The organism is Nitratireductor lacus (assembly GCF_056431025.1).
The window spans coordinates 142,125-164,774 of sequence record NZ_JBWKMB010000010.1 but is presented as its reverse complement, the minus strand read 5'-3'; the positions used below and the strand labels follow the sequence as shown (position 1 = coordinate 164,774).

Below are 22,650 nucleotides of genomic sequence, written 5' to 3'. Positions count from 1 at the left end.
CATCTCGAGCGCTGTCTGTTCGGGGGCCGGTGTCTTCAACATGACCCAGTGAATCAAAAACCCCCGGCAAATGCCAGGGGTTTGTCAGCAGTCTGGGGCCGGCGCCATGCGCCGGCCTTTTTCTTTTCCGCCAATGCAGCGTCGGCAATGTGGCCCGCGCTTGAAGAACCTTGAAGCCGGGGCGTCGGTGCACGGCTCCGTTTTTATCCGTTTTTGAGCGGGCACAACGAAAAACGACAGGGAGACCCTGCCGTTGAACCCGGTTCCTCGATGTGATGTGGCTGCGGGGAAGGGCGATCAGCCGGTCATTGCACGCGATGCTGCTGCGTCCGGCCGTCCGCGTCCGTCACGATTCTCCAGTGCCTCGGCCTTGGCAAGTTCGGCTTCGGCCTCGGTAAGTTCTGCTTCGGCGGATTTGCGCTGTTCGATCAGCTCGGCCTGCGATGTGCGCAGGTTGTCACGGCGCAGTCGCGCGGCCTTGGCGAAAGTCGGATAGGCAAAGTGGTTGAGGTCGGTGATGCCGGCCTTCGTTTCCTCGGACGTAATCTGTGCATCGAGTTCCGCGGCCATGCGGTCGAACTCGGCAATCATCGAATCCAGCTGTGCCATGCGGCGGCGCTTCTCATTAACCTGAAACTGCTTCAGTCGAACGAGGTTTTCACGCGGCTTCATACTCGATACTCCCACAATACGCACACACCAGCGCCCCTCGGCGGCTGTCCGTCCCGTTTACGCCGGGTCAGTCATCCCATGGTAAGCGCACTTAGGAAACAAATTCCTAAGATTTGACCCCTTCGGTAACCATTCGTTTACGGGCATTGTTAATCATAAGGACGATGGCTTAAGGCACGGTAAAGATTATGCGTCAGAAAGCCGTAATTTGATTGCTGGGAGAGTCGGTTAGCTGAAATTGCTAATGTGATTCGATCTGTTTAAGAGCGGATATTTGACCATTGGAATCAATGCGGTGCCTTCGAAAGCTGAAAAGGGAATCTGGCGCTTGCCAGACCGAATTAGATTTTGTTAACCATTAACTGGCAGCCTCCGATTCAGGCAATCATTGCTTCGGTGCCGGGTGCCTGCCAGGCCGGGTCGGCGGCGAAAAGGGGATAAAGATGCGCGTTTTGCTGATTGAAGACGACAGTGCCACGGCACAGAGCATCGAACTGATGCTCAAGTCCGAGAGCTTCAATGTCTATACGACGGACCTCGGAGAAGAGGGCGTCGATCTCGGTAAGCTCTACGACTACGATATCATTCTGCTCGATCTCAACCTGCCGGACATGTCGGGTTATGAGGTTCTGCGGACACTGCGCCTTTCGAAGGTGAAGACGCCGATCCTTATTCTCTCCGGCATGGCCGGTATCGAGGACAAGGTGCGCGGCCTGGGCTTCGGTGCAGACGATTACATGACCAAGCCGTTCCACAAGGACGAGCTGGTGGCGCGCATTCACGCCATCGTGCGCCGTTCCAAGGGGCATGCCCAGTCGGTCATCACGACAGGCGATCTCATTGTCAATCTCGACGCCAAGACGGTCGAGGTTGGTGGTCAGCGTGTTCACCTGACCGGCAAGGAATACCAGATGCTGGAGCTTCTTTCGCTCCGCAAGGGAACGACGCTCACCAAGGAAATGTTCCTAAACCACCTTTATGGTGGCATGGATGAGCCGGAGCTGAAGATCATCGACGTGTTTATCTGCAAGCTCCGCAAAAAACTGGATGCGGCGTCCGGCGGTCAGAACTTCATCGAAACGGTGTGGGGGCGCGGTTACGTGCTGCGCGAGCCCGAGGAAATCCGCGAAAGCGCCTGATTCTGCTCCTGCATCCCCTTCAAGAACGCGCAAACCCGGCCGCGAGGCCGGGTTTTTTGCATTTTTAACGTGATGTCCGTTCGGCAAAGGGCCTAGGGGCCTGACTCTAGAGCGGTTCACCGTTTCATGGAAACGCGGCTCCACTCTATCTGTCTGATTTCCTGCATTTGTGCTGACGTCAGGTGATTCCACCTGACTGCAAAATGCCCTAAGCTGCCGTTTGAAACTCGCGGAACTGCTCGAGCAACTGGGCGCGGGTGAAGGGTTTTAGCATATAGCCCTGCGCACCGGCGCGTTTGGCTCGCATGATCGCGCCGAGGTCGAGTTCGGCCAGGCACAGCAGCACATGCGGTTTGAATTCGGCGGGAAGCGCCATCAGTCCGCGCACAAGGTCGCTTGAATCCATGTCCGGCAGCGAACTGTCGACAATGATGATGTCGGCCATGTCATGGGCAGAGAGATCGAGCGCCTCCTGTCCATTGGCGGCCTCCGTGACCATCATCTCAGCACTGGTCAGGATCCGTTTGGCGACCTTCCGGATGACGCTCGAATCGTCGACGATCAGGCAGCGAGCCATTTTCCACACCCTTTCACGCAATGCAGTCTGCCGCTGACAGCAGACAGGGGAGACTATGAAACAACGCTGGTAAAGCCGCCGCAAAGACTTATGGTTAAAAGTCTATTTTCTCGCCGACAGGATGATTTCTTCGGCCGTTGCACGAATATTGACGGTCATGCCGGTCTCGCGGGCCAGAAGCAGCGTGTAGTAAAACTGGACACTGTGGGCGTCGATCGGCTCTTCGGGCTTGTTCCCCGAGTGAAGCTCCAGAAACTTCGGTGGCACGCGAAGCATCGGGCCTTCCGCAGCGATCCTGAAAGCCGGAGCGCTATCCAGATCTTCCAGGTAAACACGCAGTTTGCCCCCACGCGGAATGGCGGAATTGGCAACAAGCAGCAGGTTCAGCAGAAGCTTTACCTGGTTTTTGGGCAAAAGCGCGCGGGCGCCGTGCCACTCGAGGTCAGGCTTTTCGTTGGAGATGAAAGCCGTTGCCACCGATTGCGCGTCGCCAGTGTCTATCTGCATGCCGGCCGATCCGGCCGCGCCGAAGGCGATGCGCGCAAACTGCAGCCGTGCCGAGGCGTTTACCGCGCTGGCGCGGATCAGTGCCATGGCGTCTTCGTCGGCGCCGCCCTCGTCCAGCAGTTCAAGGCCATTGTTGATGGCACCCACCGGCGAGATGATGTCGTGACAAACGCGGCTGCACAGAAGAGCGGCGAGATCGGTCGCGCTCAACGAGAAAAGTTCGGACATGGGCATCTGTCCTCCAGACGTTGTTGCATCGGGCCATCGCCGCCTGCTGATGCCGCGGTGCCGGCCGGTCCTTGCTCTAGACCGCCGTGCGTCCGACCGGACGCACAAAGGACGATCCAAACGATTGATGGAGCATCGGAATAATCCGAAAACCGGATCCCACTTTTCGGTCCGATTCTCCAATGGTCCTGACTTCGAACAGGTTCCAGTCTCCAACCGAAACAGATCGGGCCGAATCAGATCGTGGAACGCGCTGCTTCTGGTTACACAGGCGGGCGAAAACCGGCAACAGTTTGGCCGGAAATGGCGTCTTGTGCAGTCGGGCTTTCCGCGCTGCAGGCCATCTGTCGGCCATGTTTCAGCTTGAGGTTAACAGTTGGAAAAGATTCGCGGCCTATTTTGAAGCAATCGTGGCTCAGCGCGGGGTAACGGTGGGCGGTCCAAGACAGCCACTCATGGATGGAGAATGAACAATGCCTGCAAGGCTTTTTGACTGGACGCGGTTCATCCAGGCCGTGCTGGTGGTTTTCGCGGTCGGCCTTGGCGCCATTTCCCTGACCACCAACACGGCACGGGCCAATAACGGCTATACGGCGCAGGAAATCGTCGATGCCGGGCACGGCTTCTTCGGCGCGACCACAGGCGGTCTGGCGACCCTGGTCGAGAAGGTCTTCTCTCAATACGGTTTGCCGAACGGATATGTTCTTGGCGAAGAAGGCTCTGGCGCGTTCATCGGTGGCCTGACCTATGGCGAGGGCATGCTCTACACAAAGAACGCCGGTGATCATAAGGTGTTCTGGCAGGGGCCTTCGATTGGCTGGGATTATGGCGGCCAGGGATCACGGGTCATGATCCTCGTCTACAACCTCAATTCGGTGAACGATCTTTACCGTCGTTTCGGCGGTGTTGCCGGCTCTGCCTATCTGGTGGCCGGCCTTGGCTTCAACGCGCTCACCAATGACAACATGATCCTGGTTCCGATCCGCACCGGCGTCGGTGCGCGGCTCGGCGTCAATCTGGGGTATCTGAAGATGACCCCGAAGCCGACCTGGAACCCATTCTGACGTGGTTTCGAATGGCGGCGCGTTGAATAATCCCGCGCCGCTACGAAGGGCGAAACCGCTTCACGAGCGTATCAGCTTGACCTGCGTGTCGTTTTGCGTGACCCAATGAGGTGACAACTGCAGATGCAGGGCTTCGCTGAAGATATGGGTTTCATGCGGTGATCACGACGATTTTGCTCATTTTACTGGGCTTTTTCACTGCGGGGTTTCTCGCTCTTTTGCTTGCGCCGCTTGTGTGGCGCAGGGCAGTGAGGCTCACCACAAAGCGCATCGAAGCCAGCCTGCCGCTTTCTGCCAACGAGCTTGAGGCAGAGAAGGACCGGCTGCGTGCCAGCCATGCAATGGCGGCCCGCCGGCTTGAAATGAACATCGAGAACCTCAACCGAAAGACTTCGTCGCAACTGGTCGAGCTTGCGCGTCTGAGCGATGAGGCGCGGCAGCTTGCCGAAGAGCGTGACGCGCAGGACAGGGTGATCGCCGATCTGCGGGACGAAACGGAAGAACAGCGCGCTGCGCTGACGGAAAACGCCGCGATCATTTCCACGTTGGAAGCGAAACTCGATGAAGCGCTCTCCGAGCTGGAGGTCCGCGGCACGGCGCTGATGGAGCTCAATGATCGTTACGAGGAAGAACGCCTGCTCGCGAGCAGCCGGCAGATTGAAATGGTCGCCCGCGAAACGGAACTGCGCAAGGTCGAGGATGATCTGGCCGAGCTTCGCCGCGATCGCAAGGATGCCATTCGTGCGGGCCGCGATGCCGAGGCAGCGCGCAAGGAGGCGGAGGCCGGTCTGAAGGTGGCGGAGAAGCGCAATGCGGATCTTCAGAAAAAATTGGAGAGCCAGATGAGGGCGCTTTACGAAAACGAGGAAAAGCTGGAGCGCCGTGAGGCCGAGATTGCCCGTTTGCGCAAGGAAATGAATGCGGCAAGCGAGGCCAGCCTTTCTGATCAGGCCGCGCGCCGGTTGATGGAGGCCGAGGCGGAAAGCGACCGGCTCTCCCGCGAGCTTGCCGACAAATCCCTGCAACTGCGCACGCTTCTGGCTGATGCCGGTGGTCGGACGGCGGCGCCTGCAAAGCCCTCGGAGGCCGAACAGGACAAGCTCAAGACACGCATTTCCAGACTGCTTCAGGAAAACAAGAAGCTTCGCGGCGAACTGTCCGAGAAAAAGAGAAACGGCAAGGCCGCTCCCGCAAGGGCTCAGGCCGCGGGGCAGTCGGACGATGCCTTGCGCGAGCAGATCCACAACCTTGCTGCCGAGGTGGTCAGTCTCACAGCCGCGCTTGAAGGCGGGGACACACCCATTGCCGACCTTCTGAAACAGGATGAGGCAGCCGGCGAGGGGCGACCCCTCAGCCTTGCCGAAAGAGTGCGGGCCCTGCGCGATCGTTCCTAAGAACGCGGGCCTGAGCGCGCGGGCCATCAGCCTCTGCGCCAGAGCCTGTGCAGAGCGATGGCGGAGGCCGCTGCCACGTTGAGACTGTCGAAATCGGGAGCCATGGCGATGCGCGCGGTTGGAAGCCGCGTCATGTCTTCGTCGGAGAGGCCGTGTCCCTCGCTACCGAGCAGAAGTGCGTGGCGTGGACTGCGCCTGACGTCGGCGATGTCGATTTCCCCGCGCGGGCTCAGGGCCAGAATGGGATAGCCCCGGTCCTGCAGCGCCGCCGCAAGCGCCGCCGTGTCGCTGAATCGGGCGAAGGGCACTTTGAGCGTCGCGCCCACCGAGACGCGGATCGCCTTGCGATAGAGCGGATCGCAGCAATCGTCGGTCAGAAGAACGGCGGCGGCTCCGAATGAAGCGGCGTTGCGGAAGATCGATCCGACATTGTCGTGGTTGGAGATGCCGGAGAGCGCGACGACGAGCGCTTCGTCCGGCAGCGTGTCGAGAAGCGCTTCGCCGCTGGTTTCCGGCTTGCGACCGATGGCGAGGATGCCGCGATGGATCTCAAACCCGGCGATTTCGTCCATGACCGCGGCGCTGGCGGTGTAGACGGGAACGTTCCGGGGAATACGTTCGATCAGGTCGCCGAGCCCCGAAACGCGGTTTTCGCGCAAAAACACGCTTTCTGCCTCGAACCGGCTCGTGGAGAAAAGCACGTTCAGCACCACGCGGCCTTCGGCCACGAACCGCCCCTGCCGGCCCACGAGGTCGCGTTCGCGGATGTTCCGATAGGCGGCGATGCGTGGATCGTCGGCGCTCTCGATGGGAAGGAATTCCCGTTTCACGCGGCAAGTCCTGCGCGTGCTTCCTTCGCCATGGCGACAAGGGTGGGACGCATCTGGGTCGCGTCGCTCAGCGGAGCAGCGAAAAAGATGCGCAGCGTTTCGTCGCCAAGCGCGAGGTCCAGCCCTTCGGGGTCGATGCCGGTCAGTCGCCATTTGCCGGCGGGTGCGCGGGCAAAATGGCGGGCATAGTTTTCGACCGCGTCCGCGTGATCGCTGTTCATATGCGCGATGGCGCCGGCCTCCGCCTCCGCAAGCCCTTCAAGTGCGGCGCTGCCGGTCAGAAGATCGTTGCCGGTGAGCCTGTAGGCACGGGCGAACCCGCCATTCAGAAGTGCGCCCTGCAACTCCAGCCGGAAGATGATGAAATCGGGAAAATCGACATAGAGTTTTGCCTTGGGGTGGCGGGCGAGATAGCGGCGCCTGACACGCTCATGGACCTCGCTCCCGCGTTCCAGCCGGGAGGCGACGGCCTTGATAGAAAGGCGCGGATGCGCCAGCGGGTCGCCCTTGCCGGGCTCGCCGATCATGAGCGAGCAGCGCGGGTCGGTATCAAGGCCCTTCGTGTGTGCGGAAAGGCCGGAAACGAGAATGAGCGGCGTCCCGTCGAGATCGGTCGCGGTGGCGACGCGGGTGGCAAAGGGCGCGCCGTCCTCCGGGTCAATGGTTGCCAGTGCGCCAAAGCGTGCGGTCCGCAACAGCGTCTTTGCGAGGCGAATGGCATCGGCATCGGTCTCGAGAATGACGTCTTTCTGTTTTTCTGCGCTCATCGCTGCCTCAATCCGTTGAAGCGTCTCCTTCGCCTATGATGCCTTCGGCTGCAAGTCTCTGTTGTTCTTCTCCGCTGATCCCAAACGGGGCAAGTGACGCCGCCGCGCCGGCGGGCGCTGCCGTTTCGCCCGGTGTGCGGGAGAAGCGGGGAGCGGGGGCGGGGCGCGTAAACCCGTGTTTTTCCGCATGGGCGTGGCGGGCGCGGCTGTGCGGATGAGCAGCAGCCTCCCCGGGTGTGAGGACCGGTGCGACACAGGCGTCCGAGTTTTCAAAGCGGTCGATCCAGAATGCACGATCCTGCGCGCCGAAGCGCCGGGCGATTGCCGCGCGCATGTCCGGCCAGCGTGCCTGATCGTATTGTGCGGCGGCCAGCTCGGTCTCGAGCGGCAGAAGACGTGCGAATGCGGCAAAGAACTGCGGCTCGAGGCAGGCGACTGCCACATGCCGACCGTCTGCCGTTTCATAGGTGTCGTAGAACGGCGCGCCACCGTCGAGCAGGTTGGTGCCGCGTTCCTGCCGCCAGAAACCCGTTGCCATAAAACCGAAAAAGGGTGCGGCCAGCATCGAGGCGCCGTCGATCATCGCCGCATCGACGATCTGTCCTTTGCCTGACCGGGTTCTCTCCAGAAGCGCTGCCAGAATGCCGGCGATGAGAAACATTGTTCCCCCGCCATAGTCGCCCACGAGATTGAGTGGCGGAACCGGGCGTTCATCCTTGCGCCCGATCATGGAGAGCACGCCGGAATAAGCGAGATAGGTCAGGTCGTGGCCGGCGCGCTGCGCCAGCGGACCGTTCTGCCCGAACCCCGTCATCCGGGCGTAGACGAGGCCGGGGTTGGCGCCAAGGGCTGCATCGGGTCCCGCGCCCAGACGTTCCATCACACCTGGGCGAAACCCCTCCATCAACACATCTGTCTGCTGGATCATGCGCATGAGCAGTTCCCGCCCGGCCGGGTGTTTCAGGTCGAGCTTCAGGATTTTCCGGCCATGGCGGTCGAGATCGTATTTTGGCGGGACTTTGAGAAAGTCGCGCCTGGCATCCCTGCGCTCGATGCGCAGAACCGCCGCGCCCATTTCGGCAAGCATGAGCCCGGCCAGCGGAACGGGCCCCAGCCCCGCCATCTCTATGACGGTGAAGCCCGCGAGCGGGCCTTTTCGGTCATCGCCTGTGTCTGGGCCCATGTCTGGCCTATTTCGGGGCCATGCGGATCGCGCCGTCGAGGCGGATCGTTTCGCCGTTCAGCATCTGGTTTTCAACAATGTGGCAGGCAAGCGCTGCGTATTCAGAAGGCTCGCCGAGGCGTGGCGGGAAGGGCACCTGCTGGCCGAGCGAGGCCTGTGCGTCCTCCGGCAGGCCGGCCATCATCGGCGTCTTGAAGATGCCCGGCGCTATGGTGCACACGCGAATACCCGAGCGCGAAAGGTCGCGCGCTATGGGCAGTGTCATGCCCACCACGCCGCCCTTGGAGGCGGAGTAGGCGACCTGGCCGATCTGCCCGTCGAAGGCGGCAACCGAGGCCGTGTTGACGATGACGCCACGCTCTCCACCGTCAAGCGGCTCCAGTTCCTGCGTGGCGGCTGCAAACAGCCGGATCATGTTGAACGTGCCGAAGAGATTGATCTCGATCACCCTGCGATAAAGATCGAGCGGGTGCGGGCCATCCTTGCCGACGGTCTTCATCGCAATGGCAATGCCGGCGCAGTTGACGAGAATGCGGGGCGCGCCAATCTTTTCCGTGGCTTCCCTGACTGCCGCTTTGGCGTCATCCTCGCTTGTGACGTCACACTTGACGGCAATGCCGTCAATGTCACTGGCCACCATCCCGGCCCTGTCCATGCCGACATCGGCGATGGCGATTTTCGCCCCTTTGGCAGCCAGTGCCCGCGCGGTTGCCTCACCAAGCCCCGAGCCGCCGCCCGTGACGAGTGCAACGATGCCGGATGGATTCATGTGATTGCCTCCCTCATTGTCTCCTGAGGACAGTAGCGAGGGAGGCCGGTCTGGAAAAGGTGTCTCCTGTGCAACGCCGCTGTGCGCGGGACAGGTTCAACGCCGGATGATGGCGCCGAGCACGTCGCGGATGCCGATGGCGCCGACGAAACGTGACGCTTCGTCGAACAGCGCGACCGGCGCTGTCTGGGACTGCTGCATGGCGCGCATCACCGTGCGCAGCGGCGTGCCCGCCGTTGCCCAGAAGACCTTTGGCCGGTCTTCAGGCAGGTCCTCGAGGTTGTCGCACGAGACCCAGATGGCCGGCCTGCCGTTGCGTTCGGCATCGACCACCAGCATGTTTTCGTCGAACCTGAAACGCGTTGTCTGTCGCCGGTCTAGCCAGAGCCAGCCTTCGCCGGCCGCTTCCAGGTCGCGCACGTCACGCATCACGTTCCAGGCCGTCAGCACCGAGAGCGGGTTCACATTGGAAATGAAGTCCCGCACATAGTCGTTCTCCGGCGCCAGCACGATGTCTTCCGGCGTGCCTGTCTGCACGATCCGCCCGCCTTCCATGATGGAGATGCGGTTGCCGATCTTGAGCGCTTCCTCCAGATCGTGGCTCACGAACAGGATGGTTTTCTTCAGACGTTCCTGAAGTTCGAGCAGCTCATCCTGCAATTTGGTGCGGATGAGCGGATCGAGCGCGGAGAACGGCTCGTCCATCAGCAGGATTGGCGCTTCCGTGGCAAAGGCGCGCGCCAGGCCCACACGCTGCTGCATTCCGCCGGAAAGCTCATGGGCATATTTGTCGGCCCAGTCGGTCAGATGCACCAGCTCGAGTTGCGCCATCACGCGTTCCTTGCGCTCCCCTGCAGGCACGCCGGCGAGCTCCAGCCCGAAGCCGACATTCTCCGCCACGGTGCGCCAGGGCAGGAGGGCGAACTGCTGAAAGACCATCGCCACGCATTCGCGGCGGATCTTGCGTAACTCGGCCTGGGAGCAGTTCACCACGTCGGCCTGCCAGTCACCGTCATGGACGACGACATTGCCGCGGGCCACGGTGTTGAGCCGATTCACCGCGCGCAACAATGTGGATTTTCCGGAGCCCGAAAGTCCCATCAATACGGAAATCTCGCCACGCTCCACGGTCAGATCGCAGTTGGCGCAGCCTAGCACTGCTCCTGTTTCGGCAAGGATTTCCTCGCGGTTTTTGCCGGCATCCACAAGCGGCAGCGCATCCGCCTTCTGCCGTTCGTCGCCGAACAGGATGTCGACCTTCTGAAAATCGATGGCCACGCTCATTTGTCGCTCCCCCGCTCGATGCGCGCGATGCGGTCGAGAATGATCGCCAGCACGACGATGGCGAGGCCGGCTTCAAGCCCGAGCGGGATGTTGACCGAGTTGAGCGCACGCACCACCGGCTTGCCGAGCCCGTCGGCGCCGATCAGTGCGGCGATAACGACCATGGAGAGCGACAGCATGATGCACTGCGTCAGCCCGGCCATGATGGAGGGCAGGGCGGCGGGCAGTTCCACCTTCCACAGGAGCTGCCGTTTGGTGGCGCCGAAAGCCTGGCCGGCCTCCAGCATGGGCTGGGGAACGGAGGTGATGCCAAGATAGGTGAGCCGGATCGGTGCTGGCGATGCGAAAATGACTGTCACGATCAGACCGGGGGCGGCACCGAGACCGAACAGGATGAGAACCGGGATCAGATAAACGAAGGTGGGCAGCGTCTGCATCAGATCGAGTATCGGGCGCAGCACCTTGTAGACACGCGCATTGTGCGCCGCCCAGATGCCCACAGGTACGCCGATCGCCATGGAGACAGCCGCTGCCGCCACGACAAGCACCAGCGTCTCCACGGTTTCTTCCCATAAACCCTGATTGATGATGAAGAGAAGGCCGACAGCGACGCCGATTGCGAGCTTCCAGGAGCGCTGCAGCGCATAGGCGAGCGCTGCAATGGTCAGCACCAGAATGGTGGGTGGAATGGCGAGGAGAATGTCCACCAGACCGTCCAGCACATCGGCCAGAATGTCTGCCAGCGTATCGAACAGCCAGGCGAAATTGGTGGTCAGGAAATCAAAAAAATCTCGGCCCCACCGGCCGATGGGAATTTTCCAGTCAGCGATCCATTCTGAAAGAGGGTCCATGAGCCCGAATGGTTCCTTTCTTCGGATTTCTTCTTATGTTGTGCTCGCCATTCATTTGGCGGCTGCCCGGCTTGCCGGCCGGAGGGGAGCGGTGCGAAACGTCTTGGCCGGCGCGTCGCACCGTCCTGTCGTTTACATGCCCAGATGCGCTTTCACGGCGTCGAGGCCGGCATCGCCGCCGAACGTCGTCACGCCTTCGAGCCACGGGCCGAGCGCGTCCGGATTGGCCTTGAGCCATTCTTCAGCGGCCTTTTGCGGTTCGGCACCGTCGTCAAGAATCTTGCCCATGATCTCGTTCTCCATCTGGAGCGAGAAGACCAAGTTCTTCAACAGCTTGCCGAGGTTGGGGCATTCTTCGGAAAGGCCCGCGCGGGTGTTGGTGTGAACCGTCGCCCCGCCATAGTTCGGGCCGAACACATCGTCACCGCCTTCAAGATAGGCCATCTCGATATTGGCGTTCATCGGGTGCGGTTCCCAGCCGAGGAACACCACGTGCTCCTTCGATCCCACGGCGCGGCGCACCTGCGAGAGCATGCCGGCTTCCGAGCTTTCCACCACTTCGAAATCCTTGAGGCCGAACGTGTCGTTCTCGATCATGTCGAGGATTAGACGGTTGCCGTCATTGCCGGGCTCGATGCCGTAGATCTTGCCGTCCAGCTCGTCGGCAAACTTGGCGATATCGGCAAAGCTCTTCAGGCCGGCATCATAGGTATATTGCGGAACGGCCAGCGTGTATTTCGCGCCTTCCAGATTGGTGACCACGGTTTCCACCGTGCCATCCTCGCGGTAGGGGGCGATATCGGCCTCCATGGTAGGCATCCAGTTGCCGAGGAAGACGTCCACATCGTCGTTCTTGAGCGAGGCATAGGTGACCGGCACGGAAAGAACCTGCGTCTCGGGCTCGTAACCGAGGCCTTCAAGCACCACCGATGCGGTCGCCGTCGTGGCCGTGATGTCGGTCCAGCCGACGTCGGAGAAGGTGATGGCTTTGCAGGAATCCGGGTCGGCGGCGAAGGCGGTGCCCGATGCCAGGCTTGCAGCAAGCCCGAGGATCAGGGTCGCTTTTCGGCTGGATAACATGACGGCTCTCCTCTGTGGTTGTTGTTCGGCAGAGCGCGGGTCTTAACCGGCTTTGCGCATTATTTCAAAGGCAAGCACCAATTCAGGGTCGCTGCAAGCACAAAGAGGTGTCTGTTTGCGCCATGCAACGTGCCGTATGCGACGGTATTCTGGTGGAAGAAAACAATCGGGCGTTTTCTGGCCGGCCGATGTGGTGTTTAAGAGCGCGAACAATACAGGCAGCGCGATGGCAAAGCTCTACTTCCACTACGCGACCATGAATGCCGGCAAGTCGACCATGCTCCTGCAGGCATCCTACAATTACCGCGAGCGCGGGATGAACACGATGCTGTTCGTCGCGGGTCACTACCGCAAGGAAGATGGCGGCTACATTTCCTCGCGCATCGGCCTCGACAGCGATGCGGAGATGTTCCGCGACGGCGACGACCTTTTCGCGCGCATCGCCGAGCACCACGACCACACGAAAGTGCACTGCGTTTTTGTCGACGAGGCGCAGTTTCTGGAAGAAGAACAGGTCTGGCAGCTTGCCCGCGTGGCAGACAGGCTGGGCATCCCGGTCATGTGCTACGGGCTGAGGACCGATTTTCAGGGCAATCTCTTTACCGGTTCGCAGGCACTCCTGGCGCTGGCGGATGAACTGCGCGAGGTGCGCACGATCTGCCGCTGTGGCCGCAAGGCCACGATGGTGGTGCGGCTGGGGCCGGACGGCAAGGTTGCCAAGAAGGGCGCACAGGTCGCCATCGGCAAGGATGTCTACGTTTCGCTTTGCCGAAAGCACTGGGAAGAAGAGATGGGCCGCTGGAAGGCGGAGGATCTCGTGGGTTTTGTCGGCAGCGCTGCCGAGTAGCGCCCCTTCAGGCGACACCGAGAAAACGGATCAGCGCATAGCTCGCCACACCCAGAGCGGTCAGCGACAGAAGGGCTGCGACGATCACGCGCCCGCCGCTCTTCATCACGCTTCTTATATCGACCGTCAGGCCGAGTGCCGCCATGGCGACGATCGTCAGAAGCCCCGACGTTTCATGCATGACTGGAAGTGCCGGAGCCGGTATGAGGTCTGCCGAGCGCAGCCCCGTCATGGCCAGAAAACCGATGATGAACCAGGGCACCATCTCAAAGAAACCAAGCTTGACGCCGGTCCTACGCCCATGGGTCAGCCCCAGAAGAAAGATCACCGGGCCGAGCATCAGCACACGAACCAGTTTGACCAGCGTGCCCACCTGAATGCCGATCGGGCCGGCAGGGGCGGCGGCAGCCAGCACCTGCGGCACCGCATAGACCGTGAGGCCGGCGAGAACGCCCGACTGGACCGGGCTCATGCCGATGGCCGCATAAATGACGGGCAGAAGCAGCACGACAAGAATGCTCAGGAATGCCGTGAAGGAGAGGGAGGCGGCCACTTCCGAAGCTTCGGCGCGGATCACGGGTGCCGCGGCTGCAATGGCCGAATTGCCGCAGATGGAGTTGCCGCAGGCGACCAGCGTTGCCAGTCCACGCGAGAGGCCGAGCGCGCGGCTGATCGCATAGCCTGCAAGCAGTGACAGAACGACCACGCCGACAATGCCGCCGACCAGTCCGAAACCTGCATCGCCGAGCGCGCCAAGGCTGATCGAGGCGCCAAGCAAAACGATAGCCACTTCCAGCACGGCTTTGGCGCAAAAATCGATGCCGGGGCGAAGCGCGGGGCTTAACCGGGCGGCGGAGCTTATGGCTGCGCCGAAGAGGATGGCAAGCACCAGTCCCTCAAGCCACGCCTCGCCGAGAAACACCTGTTCTGCCCACGCTGCCGCCAGCGCGGCTGCTGCGACGAGAACGGACAAAACAATGCCGGGGACAAGATGGAGCGGGTGGCGAAGTGCGGACATGAAGGCGACCTGATGCGATGACCCAATCTTGGTCGCATGGTGCTTTATCGACTTCTATCGAATAGTTTGTCATATATCGTTCGTGAAAATCGAATGATGTCATGACCTTTGAACAATTGCTGATCTTCGTTGCCGTCGCCGAGCGGGAGCACCTGACCCAGGCAGCAAGTGCTGTGGGGCGCACGCCCTCCGCCGTCAGTGCCTCCATCAAGGCGCTTGAGAGCTATTACGGCGTGGAACTCTTTCACCGCGTTGGCCGCCGCATCGAGCTGACCCGTGTCGGCAGGGTTTTTCTGAGTGAGGCGCAGGCAACGCTCGCGCGGGTACGCTCGGCGGAAACCATGCTCTCCGAGCTCGGCGGGCTTCGCCGTGGCACGCTCAACGTTCACGCCAGCCAGACGGTTGCCAGCTATTGGCTGCCGCCGGTTCTGATGCGCTTTCACAAGCTCTACCCCGGCATCTCGTTGAAACTCACTGTGGGCAACACCCGCATGGTGGCAGACGCAATGCTTGAAGGCGTGGCCGAGGTCGGGCTGGTCGAGGGAAGGGTGGATGAACCGGCGCTCACCGTGCGCCGGGTGGATCGGGACGTCATGGCAGTCGTGGTTGCGCCCACGCATCCGTGGGCCGAGGGGGCGCCTCTTACACCGCAAGACCTCATCTCGGGAGCGGCGTGGATTATGCGTGAGGAGGGATCCGGCACACGCACCGCCTTTGAGAGCACGCTGACCGAGATGGGCGTCGACCCAGCCGGGCTCAATCTCGTCATGGAGTTTCCCTCCAATGAGGCAGTGCTTTCCGCTGTGCGCGAGAGTGATTGTGCTGCGGCCATCTCCATGTCGGCTGCCGGACCGCTCGTGGAGCGTGGCCTCCTTAAAGTGGCGAATATCGATCTTGGTGCACGCGATTTCAGCCTGCTTCGCCACAGGGAGCGACGCCAGAGTGGGGCGGCCACTGCGCTTGAGGAATTGTGCGTCGAGGCCGGTAACGTCTTTCAATCGTCAATCGACCCACATATATTTCCGCAACCCTGACCTTTGCGGAGCGTATCATCATGGCCACCTTGCAGAATTTCGACACGGAGATCGCGAAGACCCGTGAGGTGGTCGACGAGATGCGCTCGAAGATCGAGCAGTCGGGCACCGTTCTCGACAAGCTGGCGCGCACCGATGAAAAGATCGGCCAGGCCGATTTCGACATTGAGAATGCCCGCATTCAGGATGTGCTCACGCAGCAGAAGGTGATGGAGACCAACATCGCCGACCTGATCATCGGCCTTGAGGATGCCACCAATGTCTTCGGCTCCGAATTCGAGAGCATGAAGAGTTACACCGGTTGGGAAAACTTCATCGGCATCTTTTCCAAGCAGAAGAAGCAGCGCATGCGCACAGAGCGCGTCCGCAACATGTCGCTGGCCGGCAATCTGCAGGAACTGCTTTCAAAGTCGGACACCATCACCGGTATTCTGAAGGATCAGAAGCAGGTTCTCGAGGAACGCTATCAAACCTCCGAGGCAAGCCTTGCCAAGGTTATCGAGCGGCGCAAAATCACGATGGAGACCCTGGAGGCCACTCAGAAGCGCATCGAGGAACTGAACCCGATGCTGCTCGACATCGAAAACCGCATCGCCGCCTCCACGAGCCAGAAGGATCGCGCGGCGCTCGAGGGGGAACGCTCGAAGCTTGCCACCGAATACAATGAGGCGCAGGCGAAGGAGCAGGAGCTGCTTGCCGAAAGCCAGACGCTCGAGCGCTACACCTCCATGTTCCAGACCTTCGTGGATTCGCTCAACAACCAGATCGCCGCCCAGTCGACGCTGATCAACAAGCTCACCATCGACACCGAACAGCGCATCGTTCTCTACAAGGCGCTCGAAGATTCGCTGAAGACCGCAGCCCAGCAGGATGTGGCCCACCGCATCAACACTCTCGGCTCGAAGGTCGACAACACCGCCGAGGAGACGATGGCCGGCATCGGCGCAGCCGCGCAGCGGCACATTGGCGACCTGCTTGAGCTACACGAGAAAAACATGGTCACCACCGCCGACATCCAGCGCCGCAAGAAGCTCGCCGACGATGCCTTCGCCCGCCGTTTCGAAGACGTGATGAAGAAACACGACGCAGCCAACTACGTTCGGGCGTGACGAGATACGGTGTGCGCACCTTCAATGCCGAGCCTCACCCTTACCCTCTCCCCGCTGGCGGGGAGAGGGGGACCTATACGTTGCGGCCATCCTCCTTCTCCCCGCGAGCGGGGAGACGGAGCCGGCAGGCGGATGAGGAGCGGGCGCCAAGGTCCCAGAACAGGTCTTTTGAATGAACGCCGTTCCTGACGCCGCTGCACGCTATTTCGACGCCATCGCGGCCGCTCTTCAGGGGCTCGGCGTCTATTTTGGCGACCGGTCCGCATCGCCTTTCCAGTCGCACGGTCTCGTGGCCGAGGTCGTCTCACCCTATATCGGCCGGTTGGAGCGCTCTTTCGAGTGCTGGCAGAACCGTCTCGGTTTCATGGAGAAATTCCGTATTCAGCGCGCCGAAAGCGGCTACCCGGTTTTCCAGAGCGTGCTTGAACTGGAAAACGATCGGCGTCAGGCCGACAAGCGTCTTGCCGGTATATCGGGTCCCGATGAACTGCGTGCCGAGATGGTCGATTTCATCCTGCGCCATCGCGAATTTCCGGCAGACCTCCAGCGTTCCATGGCCGAGCGCCTCTATCTGGAGCAATTGAAGGCGGGCAATGTGTTTTCGCCCTTCATTCTGCCGGAAACGGTGCGCGTTTCGGTGAATCCCAAGACAAAACGGCCTTATTATCTGGTGCACTGGGGCGCTTTTGACGGAAGTTCGAGCCTTCCCATGGTCTATATGGCGGCGGTCGAGGATTCATCTCCAGCGATGATCAAGGCGCTTGTTTCCGACGATGGCAGGCTCAACGACGATGTCGAGATTGGCCTGCCGGTGGGCGGTCTGCTCAATCCGGAACTCGCCCATCAGTTCGACGGTTTTGCCGAGAAAAACTCCGCCTATTCCCTTTCGCCGGCCACGATTGCGGGTAATCTCGACAAGGATTTCGACCACCTCCACCCCAAGCAATTGCGCCGGGTGGTGCTGGGGCCGTTCTACACGGCCGGTATCACGGAGAACAATTCGACCGTCTCGGAAGTGCTTGGCAAGGTGCGCCGGCAGGAAAATGCGTGGCTTCTCACCTGGACGGTGCAGGAGGTCTATTCCAAGACCGAGCGCCCGGCGCGCAAGGGGCTGTGGTCCAGCCAGCCGGCGCGCGAGGAGTTTTTCATCGATACTGACGATCTTGATGCGGCCCGCATGGGCGTGAGCGCCTATGAACAGCACGCGCTTGTGCCGCATGAGGCCTATCAGGCGCTCTACGCTGCCGGCGAGGCGCGGAAGATTTTCGAAGGCTACGACGTGCACGTCATTTCGGGCGGGCGGGTGATCACGGATGTGTAGCAGCGTCGCCCCGGCAGAAGGCTATGCGCCAGCGTTTGCGCCCCCTTCTCCCCGCCTGCGGGGAGAAGGTGAGGATGAGGGGCGAGCGCCAGGGGTGAAAGTTTGGCAAGGCATGGGCGTCTTTCCGCCCGAGACGCCGCATGCCCCTCATCCGCCTGCCGGCACCTTCTCCCCGCAGGCGGGGAGAAGGGCGATGGCCGCTGGCGTTGTGCATCACGGGCGGTCCCACTGCCCGACAGATCAGGAATTTCCATGGACACCGGCCTGACGACCATCGACGAGAAAGACATCGAGAAGCACCGGGCGACGGCGCAGAGCCTTGTGACGCGCTTCGTGGTTCTGCAGGCTGATGGCGGTCGCTCCGGCACCGAGCTTGCCGGCACCGGGCGGCGCTTCGTGTCGACCGTTTCCACCGGCGCGCTGCGCAGGACGCGCGAGGTGGAGCTGGCGAAAACCATCGCCGCCATCCGTCAGGGCGACCCGATGCTCTCGATACCACAGCACACGCTTCTTTTCCGCGCTCGGCGCGGGGTGGCGGTGGCGCTGGCCGTTGCCGATGTCTTTGCACGCTCGACCGAGCTTGAAAGCCTTCAGGAACGGAATGCCCGCAGCCCGCTTGAGGGCGATACGGCACAGACCTATCACGCGCTCCTGCAGGCTTCGGCCTATGTCGCCGCCTTCACGCTCTCATCCTATCTCCTGCAGATGCTCGACGCCGACAGTGAACCCGTGAACGACACGGATGAGCCGGATTTCCAGTTCGATACGCCGCAGGACGCGCTCAAAAGCGTTCTTGCCGCGCTCGATGGCGCGATCTCGGGTGCCGCCGACGACACTGCGATGACGGCGCGCGCCCGCGCGCTTGCCCGCGTCGCAATCGAGGGGCTTTTGCAGCGGCGCAGCCGTTTCACCGGCCTCGGTGCGTTTGAAGACACGCATATGCGGCTTGAGGCCGACGATTTCGCGCTGGACGGGTTCGACGTCGCACCGGGCAGCCGGCGCAAGCCGCTCGTCATGACCTTCAAGAAGCCCAACGAGATCATCGGCAATCACATCGCCAAATATCAGGCCATGAAGCTCGCCAAGATGCTGATGGCCTATGATTTCGACCGTCAGCTCAACCCGTTCGTGGAGCTGGGGGGCTTTCTGTTCACCTTCATCGGCGATGGCGCGCCGGGCACCGGCAAGACCATCCTCATCCAGATGACCGCCGGGCTTTTGAACGATTACTGTCAGATCGCGGGCGTGCCTTTCCACTATGAGAATTTCGGCGTCGACCAGATTTCCTCCTATCAGGGAAAGTCGGGGCAGAACTGCAAGCAGTTCGTGGAAAATGTGCTGAGCCCGCGCGCCATCGGCTTCGGCACCATCGACGACATCGATCAGGTGGCGGCCAAGCGCTCCGACGACCGCGCCTCCGCCGGCCAGCAGGAGGTGACGGGCGTTTTGATGGAGAGCTTTGCGGGTGCGGGCACCGTGGTTCGCGGCAATTGCTCCTTCGGCATGTTCTCCAACTATCCGGAGAATGTGGACGACGCGCTGCGCCAGCGCGCCGGCGCGCGCTGGCTGGTCGACGGGCCGCAGACGTTTGAGGACTATGTCGACATTTTCGTGCTTCTGGCCGGCAAGAACCATTCGATCCCGCTTGGCGAGCACGAGCCGTTTGCAACACAGGAAATCAAGCGCGCGGTCGAAACCGCCTATGAGGCGCATTCGAAGCCGCAGGAAGAAGGGCTTGCAAAGGTCTATGAGCGCTTCCTGAACGATCGCGGCGAGCCGAAGACGCTCACGGATATCGGCGCTTATCTGCACGAGATCAAGCTGGCAGAGCCACGCTTTACCGGCCGCGCGATCAAGAACATCACCGACGCGATCAAGATGCGCGCCATGGACATCGAGCTTCCGGACGAATGGTTCGAGACGCCCGATGCTTTCATGCGCAAAAGCTATGATGAGAAGAAAGCGATGATCGCCGAACTGCGCCGGCCATTCACGATGGACATGGTGATGCAGGAGATCAACCGCTACGCGGATTCGGAGTTCCGCTACTCGGACCGGTCGGACGATGCGGCCGTCTCCACCATCGTCCGCGACCAGCGCCTGCGCGAACGCGCCCTGCGCGAGATCGAGGACATGAAGGCGAGGGGTGTTTGGGATGGGTGATTTTCTTGAGATTCTTAAGCGGAAACACAGCGCGCTTGATGCTGAGATTGAGGAACTCAAAGCGTCAGGGGAATACCGGTGGTCTACTGAAAACGCACTTCGTGCCGGTAACGAAGTAAGTTGGGAAACTGGCGAATTTGATAGTAATACGGAAAATATAACTGAAATTGATAGAGATGGATTACTTATAAGGACTCGAAGAGAATCTTTGTCTGGTGCGCTTAATTCGGGACAAGCTCTTGATAAAATATGTTTATTAGAGGCCGAGATTGAAAAATTATCCCGGCGTTCATTAGCTTTGTCAGCATTGATAGTTTTTTTGTTAGTTGTGATCGTGCTGAAATGAACCTCCTCCGCGAAAACGATCTCATCTTCGGTCGGCTCCTGAAGATAGAAGAATCCCATCTGATCGCACGCTACAACAAGGCGCTCGATGCCTTCGGCGTGCCGCAGACGAAACTCGCTTCCTTCGAGATCGACCGCACCGGCTTCTCGCCGCAGATTGCCGAGGAGCTGGACGACGCGCAGTATCTCGACCCCAATGGTGTCAATCGCCGCTTTATCATCCTCACCCCGGCGCAGATCAAATTGCCCGTGGTGCACACGGCCTTCTCCAACACCTCGCAGCTCGTCTACGAATTCATGATGGCCAATGCGCGCGCCATCAATGCCATCACAATCAAGGATGTGGTCTATGGTGAGATCGAGGAGCAGGTAAATCAGGTGCGCGATATTGAGGATCTGCTCTCCATCGCGCAGGTGGAGTTCAAGGTTCTCTCCGCCGAAGACCTGCTCGGCAAGGCCGCGGAGCTTGGCCGGCTTGCCGACCGTGTGAAGCATGAGCCCGACGCCTGGCGTGACGACGAACTGCTCAACCGCATGGTTGCTTTGGCGCGTGAAACCGGCGACATCCGCGAAAACAGTCTTGTGCCCGAACAGGTCGTGTTCCGGCACGATGCCTATTGGACGAGCCATTTCGGCGGTGTCTATATATTCACCGATCCAAACACCACAACGGTGATCGCAGATCCTGCGACGCCGGGCTTCCGCCGCTCGCGGCCCTGGCAGGTGAGCTATCTGTCGAAGGACGATCCAGCGCGCATCTTCCGATTCCTGGCAGAAACGGGCCGCATCCAGCTCCCCCGCGCCTCATGGATCGAACGCTCGAACTATCTCGCCCATCGCGGCGAGATGGTACTGCTTGATCTGATCCGGCGCGAGGAGCCGGATACCGATTTCGCTCGCATCGATCCGGTGTGGCTGCAGACCTGGACGCACCGCAACGCGAAACTGGTTGCCGGTGAGGGGAGTGTTCCGCTTCTCAACGCCGCCGTGCGCGAAATCACCCAGACGGGCACGCTCAAGATCGAAGAAATTCCGGCGCGTGAACGCTTTCTTGTCACCCGCGCAGATCCGGCGCACAAGGATGCCTGGCTCACCAACCGGCTGATTTCCGATTTCGTGCCGTCCGATTTCATCGCCCGTTACGTTTTCAACAAGCAGGGTTTTTACCGCGATTACGAAACCTGGCCGCAAGCCTGGCGCGAATATGTTGTGGCGCGGCTCAAAACCGCATATCTCATGGACAAACCGGCGCTACGGAAGCGTCTCTATGGTCTGGAAACCTGATCCTGGACCCAAATCGCCTGAGGGAGGCGTTTCGTGCTCGATCCGATCGTTGATTTCTTCACCCGGGTGTTTCACTGGATCGGCCGTGGCATCGGGCTGTTGATCGCGTGGATCCTGTGGCCCTTTCTGGCCGCCGGGCGCTGGTATACGCGGCGCGGCTGGATCATTCGCGGTTCCATTGGATTCGTGCTGCTCGCGATCGTTGGCTTTTACGGCTATTTCTTCTGGCAGACGCAGGCATGGACCGGATTCAATCCCGACTATGTCGAGGAATACAATCTTGACGCGCGTGGCGTTTCCGCCGGCGAGCAGACAGCGGCCACACAGGGCGGCGAGACGCGCACCTGCGGACGGTCCGCCATTGTCGACGTCACGGCTGACCTCACGGATTTCAACGTCAACGAAAATGCATGGATTTCTTCCATGCTGCTTTACAAGCTCGGCTTTTTCTTCGTGCTCGACTGGGACGACACGCCCTTCTTCGACAACAAGGCATCGTTCCAGCGCGGCATCAATCAGGCCGTTCGCCGCAGCGCCATCGAACTCGTCGATGCGCTTGGCCGCGTGCGTGGTACTTCGCAGATCGACCGCGATCTGCAGAATGCGCGCGGCGCGCTCACCTTCGATGAGGAAACCTGGTATTTCGGCCTGAGCCCCTTTGGGCCCAAGACGCCCACCCCGAGTTTCTATCGCTCCGCCATTCGCGATTTGCGCAGCTTCAACGGCCGGCTTGAGAGCTGCGATGCCGTGTTCGATGCGCGTGCCGACAATCTGATCCAGTATCTCGACCGCATTGCGAGCGATCTGGGCTCGACCTCCGATCTTCTGCGCCAGCGTTCGGAAAATTACAATTCCGGCTGGTTCGACACGCGTGCGGATGATCGTTTCTGGTTCGCCTATGGCCAGCTCTACGCTTATTACGGCCTTCTGAAAGCGGCGGGTGCCGACTTCGAAGATGTGATCAAGCAGCGTTCGCTGGGCTCGCTCTGGGACACGACGGAAGAGCAGTTCCGGGCGGCGCTCAACGTGCAGCCCTTCATCATTTCCAATGGGCGTGAGGATGGCTGGATCATGCCCACACATCTTGCCACGATGGGCTTCTACATTCTGCGTGTGCGCTCCAATCTCGTGGAACTGCGCCTGGTTCTGGATCGGTAGGTCAACCGGCATGCGGGGCGGGCGCA

Annotated in this window: 22 protein-coding genes; 11 read left to right on the top strand and 11 right to left on the bottom strand. The window is 60.8% G+C overall.

The features are described 5' to 3' along the window. Positions 1-297: 297 nt before the first annotated feature. A complete protein-coding gene (locus tag AC07E3_RS10790) occupies positions 298-672 on the bottom strand; it encodes a flagellar export protein FliJ (RefSeq protein ID WP_065815511.1) in 375 nt (124 codons plus the stop codon). 443 nt (positions 673-1,115) lie between these two features. On the opposite strand from AC07E3_RS10790, the gene ctrA reads away from it, so the two are divergent. Continuing rightward, complete coding sequence (ctrA, locus tag AC07E3_RS10785) at positions 1,116-1,811, top strand: response regulator transcription factor CtrA (protein ID WP_007009633.1); 696 nt, start codon at positions 1,116-1,118, stop codon at positions 1,809-1,811. Positions 1,812-2,019: 208 nt separating this feature from the next. On the opposite strand, the gene AC07E3_RS10780 is transcribed toward ctrA, so the two are convergent. Both AC07E3_RS10780 and chpT read right to left on the bottom strand, forming a co-directional pair. Further along, entirely contained in the window at positions 2,020-2,388 is a 369-nt protein-coding gene (locus AC07E3_RS10780; RefSeq protein ID WP_065815510.1) for a response regulator, read from the bottom strand. A 102-nt stretch (positions 2,389-2,490) separates the two neighbouring features. Further along, positions 2,491-3,123 (bottom strand): histidine phosphotransferase ChpT, encoded by a 633-nt coding sequence (chpT, locus tag AC07E3_RS10775; RefSeq protein WP_065815982.1) that lies wholly within the window; start codon positions 3,121-3,123, stop codon positions 2,491-2,493. A gap of 473 nt (positions 3,124-3,596) precedes the next feature. Here chpT and AC07E3_RS10770 point away from each other — a divergent pair, with 473 nt between their 5' ends. Beyond that, positions 3,597-4,187: a DUF1134 domain-containing protein gene (locus tag AC07E3_RS10770; RefSeq protein WP_336069586.1), complete on the top strand. Its 591-nt coding sequence runs from the start codon at positions 3,597-3,599 to the stop codon at positions 4,185-4,187. A gap of 248 nt (positions 4,188-4,435) precedes the next feature. After that, the gene (locus AC07E3_RS10765) at positions 4,436-5,581 is read left to right on the top strand and encodes a coiled-coil domain-containing protein (RefSeq protein ID WP_336069588.1); all 1,146 of its coding nucleotides are present in this window, start codon (positions 4,436-4,438) and stop codon (positions 5,579-5,581) included. A 26-nt stretch (positions 5,582-5,607) separates the two neighbouring features. On the opposite strand, the gene AC07E3_RS10760 is transcribed toward AC07E3_RS10765, so the two are convergent. From AC07E3_RS10760 to AC07E3_RS10730, 7 genes are all read right to left on the bottom strand, one after another. Continuing rightward, a complete protein-coding gene (locus AC07E3_RS10760) occupies positions 5,608-6,411 on the bottom strand; it encodes a TrmH family RNA methyltransferase (RefSeq protein ID WP_065815507.1) in 804 nt (267 codons plus the stop codon). After that, on the bottom strand, positions 6,408-7,178 hold the full coding sequence (locus AC07E3_RS10755; protein WP_478361801.1) for a HugZ family pyridoxamine 5'-phosphate oxidase: 771 nt from the start codon (positions 7,176-7,178) through the stop codon (positions 6,408-6,410). The genes AC07E3_RS10760 and AC07E3_RS10755 overlap by 4 nt, the downstream gene beginning before the upstream one ends. A gap of 7 nt (positions 7,179-7,185) precedes the next feature. Further along, entirely contained in the window at positions 7,186-8,361 is a 1,176-nt protein-coding gene (locus AC07E3_RS10750; protein WP_478361799.1) for a CaiB/BaiF CoA transferase family protein, read from the bottom strand. A 7-nt stretch (positions 8,362-8,368) separates the two neighbouring features. Further along, positions 8,369-9,130 carry a 3-hydroxyacyl-CoA dehydrogenase gene (locus tag AC07E3_RS10745; RefSeq protein ID WP_478361797.1) on the bottom strand — a complete coding sequence of 254 codons (762 nt, stop codon included), beginning with the start codon at positions 9,128-9,130 and terminating at the stop codon, positions 8,369-8,371. Between the two features lie 96 nt (positions 9,131-9,226). After that, a complete protein-coding gene (gene choV / locus AC07E3_RS10740; protein WP_478361795.1) occupies positions 9,227-10,414 on the bottom strand; it encodes a choline ABC transporter ATP-binding protein in 1,188 nt (395 codons plus the stop codon). Next, positions 10,411-11,265, bottom strand: a complete 855-nt coding sequence (choW, locus tag AC07E3_RS10735) for a choline ABC transporter permease subunit (RefSeq protein ID WP_223006075.1) — start codon at positions 11,263-11,265, stop codon at positions 10,411-10,413. Before choW ends, choV begins: the two co-directional genes overlap by 4 nt. A 132-nt stretch (positions 11,266-11,397) precedes the next feature. After that, the gene (locus tag AC07E3_RS10730) at positions 11,398-12,345 is read right to left on the bottom strand and encodes a choline ABC transporter substrate-binding protein (protein WP_478361793.1); all 948 of its coding nucleotides are present in this window, start codon (positions 12,343-12,345) and stop codon (positions 11,398-11,400) included. Between the two features lie 226 nt (positions 12,346-12,571). Here AC07E3_RS10730 and AC07E3_RS10725 point away from each other — a divergent pair, with 226 nt between their 5' ends. Beyond that, positions 12,572-13,192, top strand: a complete 621-nt coding sequence (locus AC07E3_RS10725; protein WP_478361791.1) for a thymidine kinase — start codon at positions 12,572-12,574, stop codon at positions 13,190-13,192. Positions 13,193-13,199: 7 nt separating this feature from the next. Here AC07E3_RS10725 and AC07E3_RS10720 read toward each other — a convergent pair whose 3' ends face one another. Then, positions 13,200-14,210, bottom strand: a complete 1,011-nt coding sequence (locus tag AC07E3_RS10720) for a YeiH family protein (protein ID WP_478361789.1) — start codon at positions 14,208-14,210, stop codon at positions 13,200-13,202. Between the two features lie 101 nt (positions 14,211-14,311). On the opposite strand from AC07E3_RS10720, the gene AC07E3_RS10715 reads away from it, so the two are divergent. The 7 genes from AC07E3_RS10715 to AC07E3_RS10685 all read left to right on the top strand — a co-directional run bounded on the left by AC07E3_RS10715 (position 14,312) and on the right by AC07E3_RS10685 (position 22,624). Beyond that, positions 14,312-15,244, top strand: a complete 933-nt coding sequence (locus tag AC07E3_RS10715; protein WP_478361787.1) for a LysR family transcriptional regulator — start codon at positions 14,312-14,314, stop codon at positions 15,242-15,244. 20 nt (positions 15,245-15,264) lie between these two features. Further along, entirely contained in the window at positions 15,265-16,353 is a 1,089-nt protein-coding gene (locus AC07E3_RS10710) for a hypothetical protein (RefSeq protein WP_336069615.1), read from the top strand. A 172-nt stretch (positions 16,354-16,525) separates the two neighbouring features. After that, positions 16,526-17,674, top strand: a complete 1,149-nt coding sequence (locus AC07E3_RS10705; RefSeq protein ID WP_478361784.1) for a hypothetical protein — start codon at positions 16,526-16,528, stop codon at positions 17,672-17,674. Positions 17,675-17,926: 252 nt separating this feature from the next. After that, positions 17,927-19,837, top strand: a complete 1,911-nt coding sequence (locus AC07E3_RS10700) for an AAA family ATPase (RefSeq protein ID WP_478361782.1) — start codon at positions 17,927-17,929, stop codon at positions 19,835-19,837. After that, on the top strand, positions 19,830-20,183 hold the full coding sequence (locus AC07E3_RS10695) for a hypothetical protein (RefSeq protein WP_478361780.1): 354 nt from the start codon (positions 19,830-19,832) through the stop codon (positions 20,181-20,183). The genes AC07E3_RS10700 and AC07E3_RS10695 overlap by 8 nt, the downstream gene beginning before the upstream one ends. Beyond that, positions 20,180-21,466: a DUF6638 family protein gene (locus AC07E3_RS10690; protein WP_478361778.1), complete on the top strand. Its 1,287-nt coding sequence runs from the start codon at positions 20,180-20,182 to the stop codon at positions 21,464-21,466. Before AC07E3_RS10695 ends, AC07E3_RS10690 begins: the two co-directional genes overlap by 4 nt. Positions 21,467-21,499: 33 nt before the next feature. Continuing rightward, complete coding sequence (locus AC07E3_RS10685) at positions 21,500-22,624, top strand: DUF2333 family protein (protein ID WP_478361777.1); 1,125 nt, start codon at positions 21,500-21,502, stop codon at positions 22,622-22,624. The last annotated feature ends 26 nt before the right edge of the window (positions 22,625-22,650 follow it).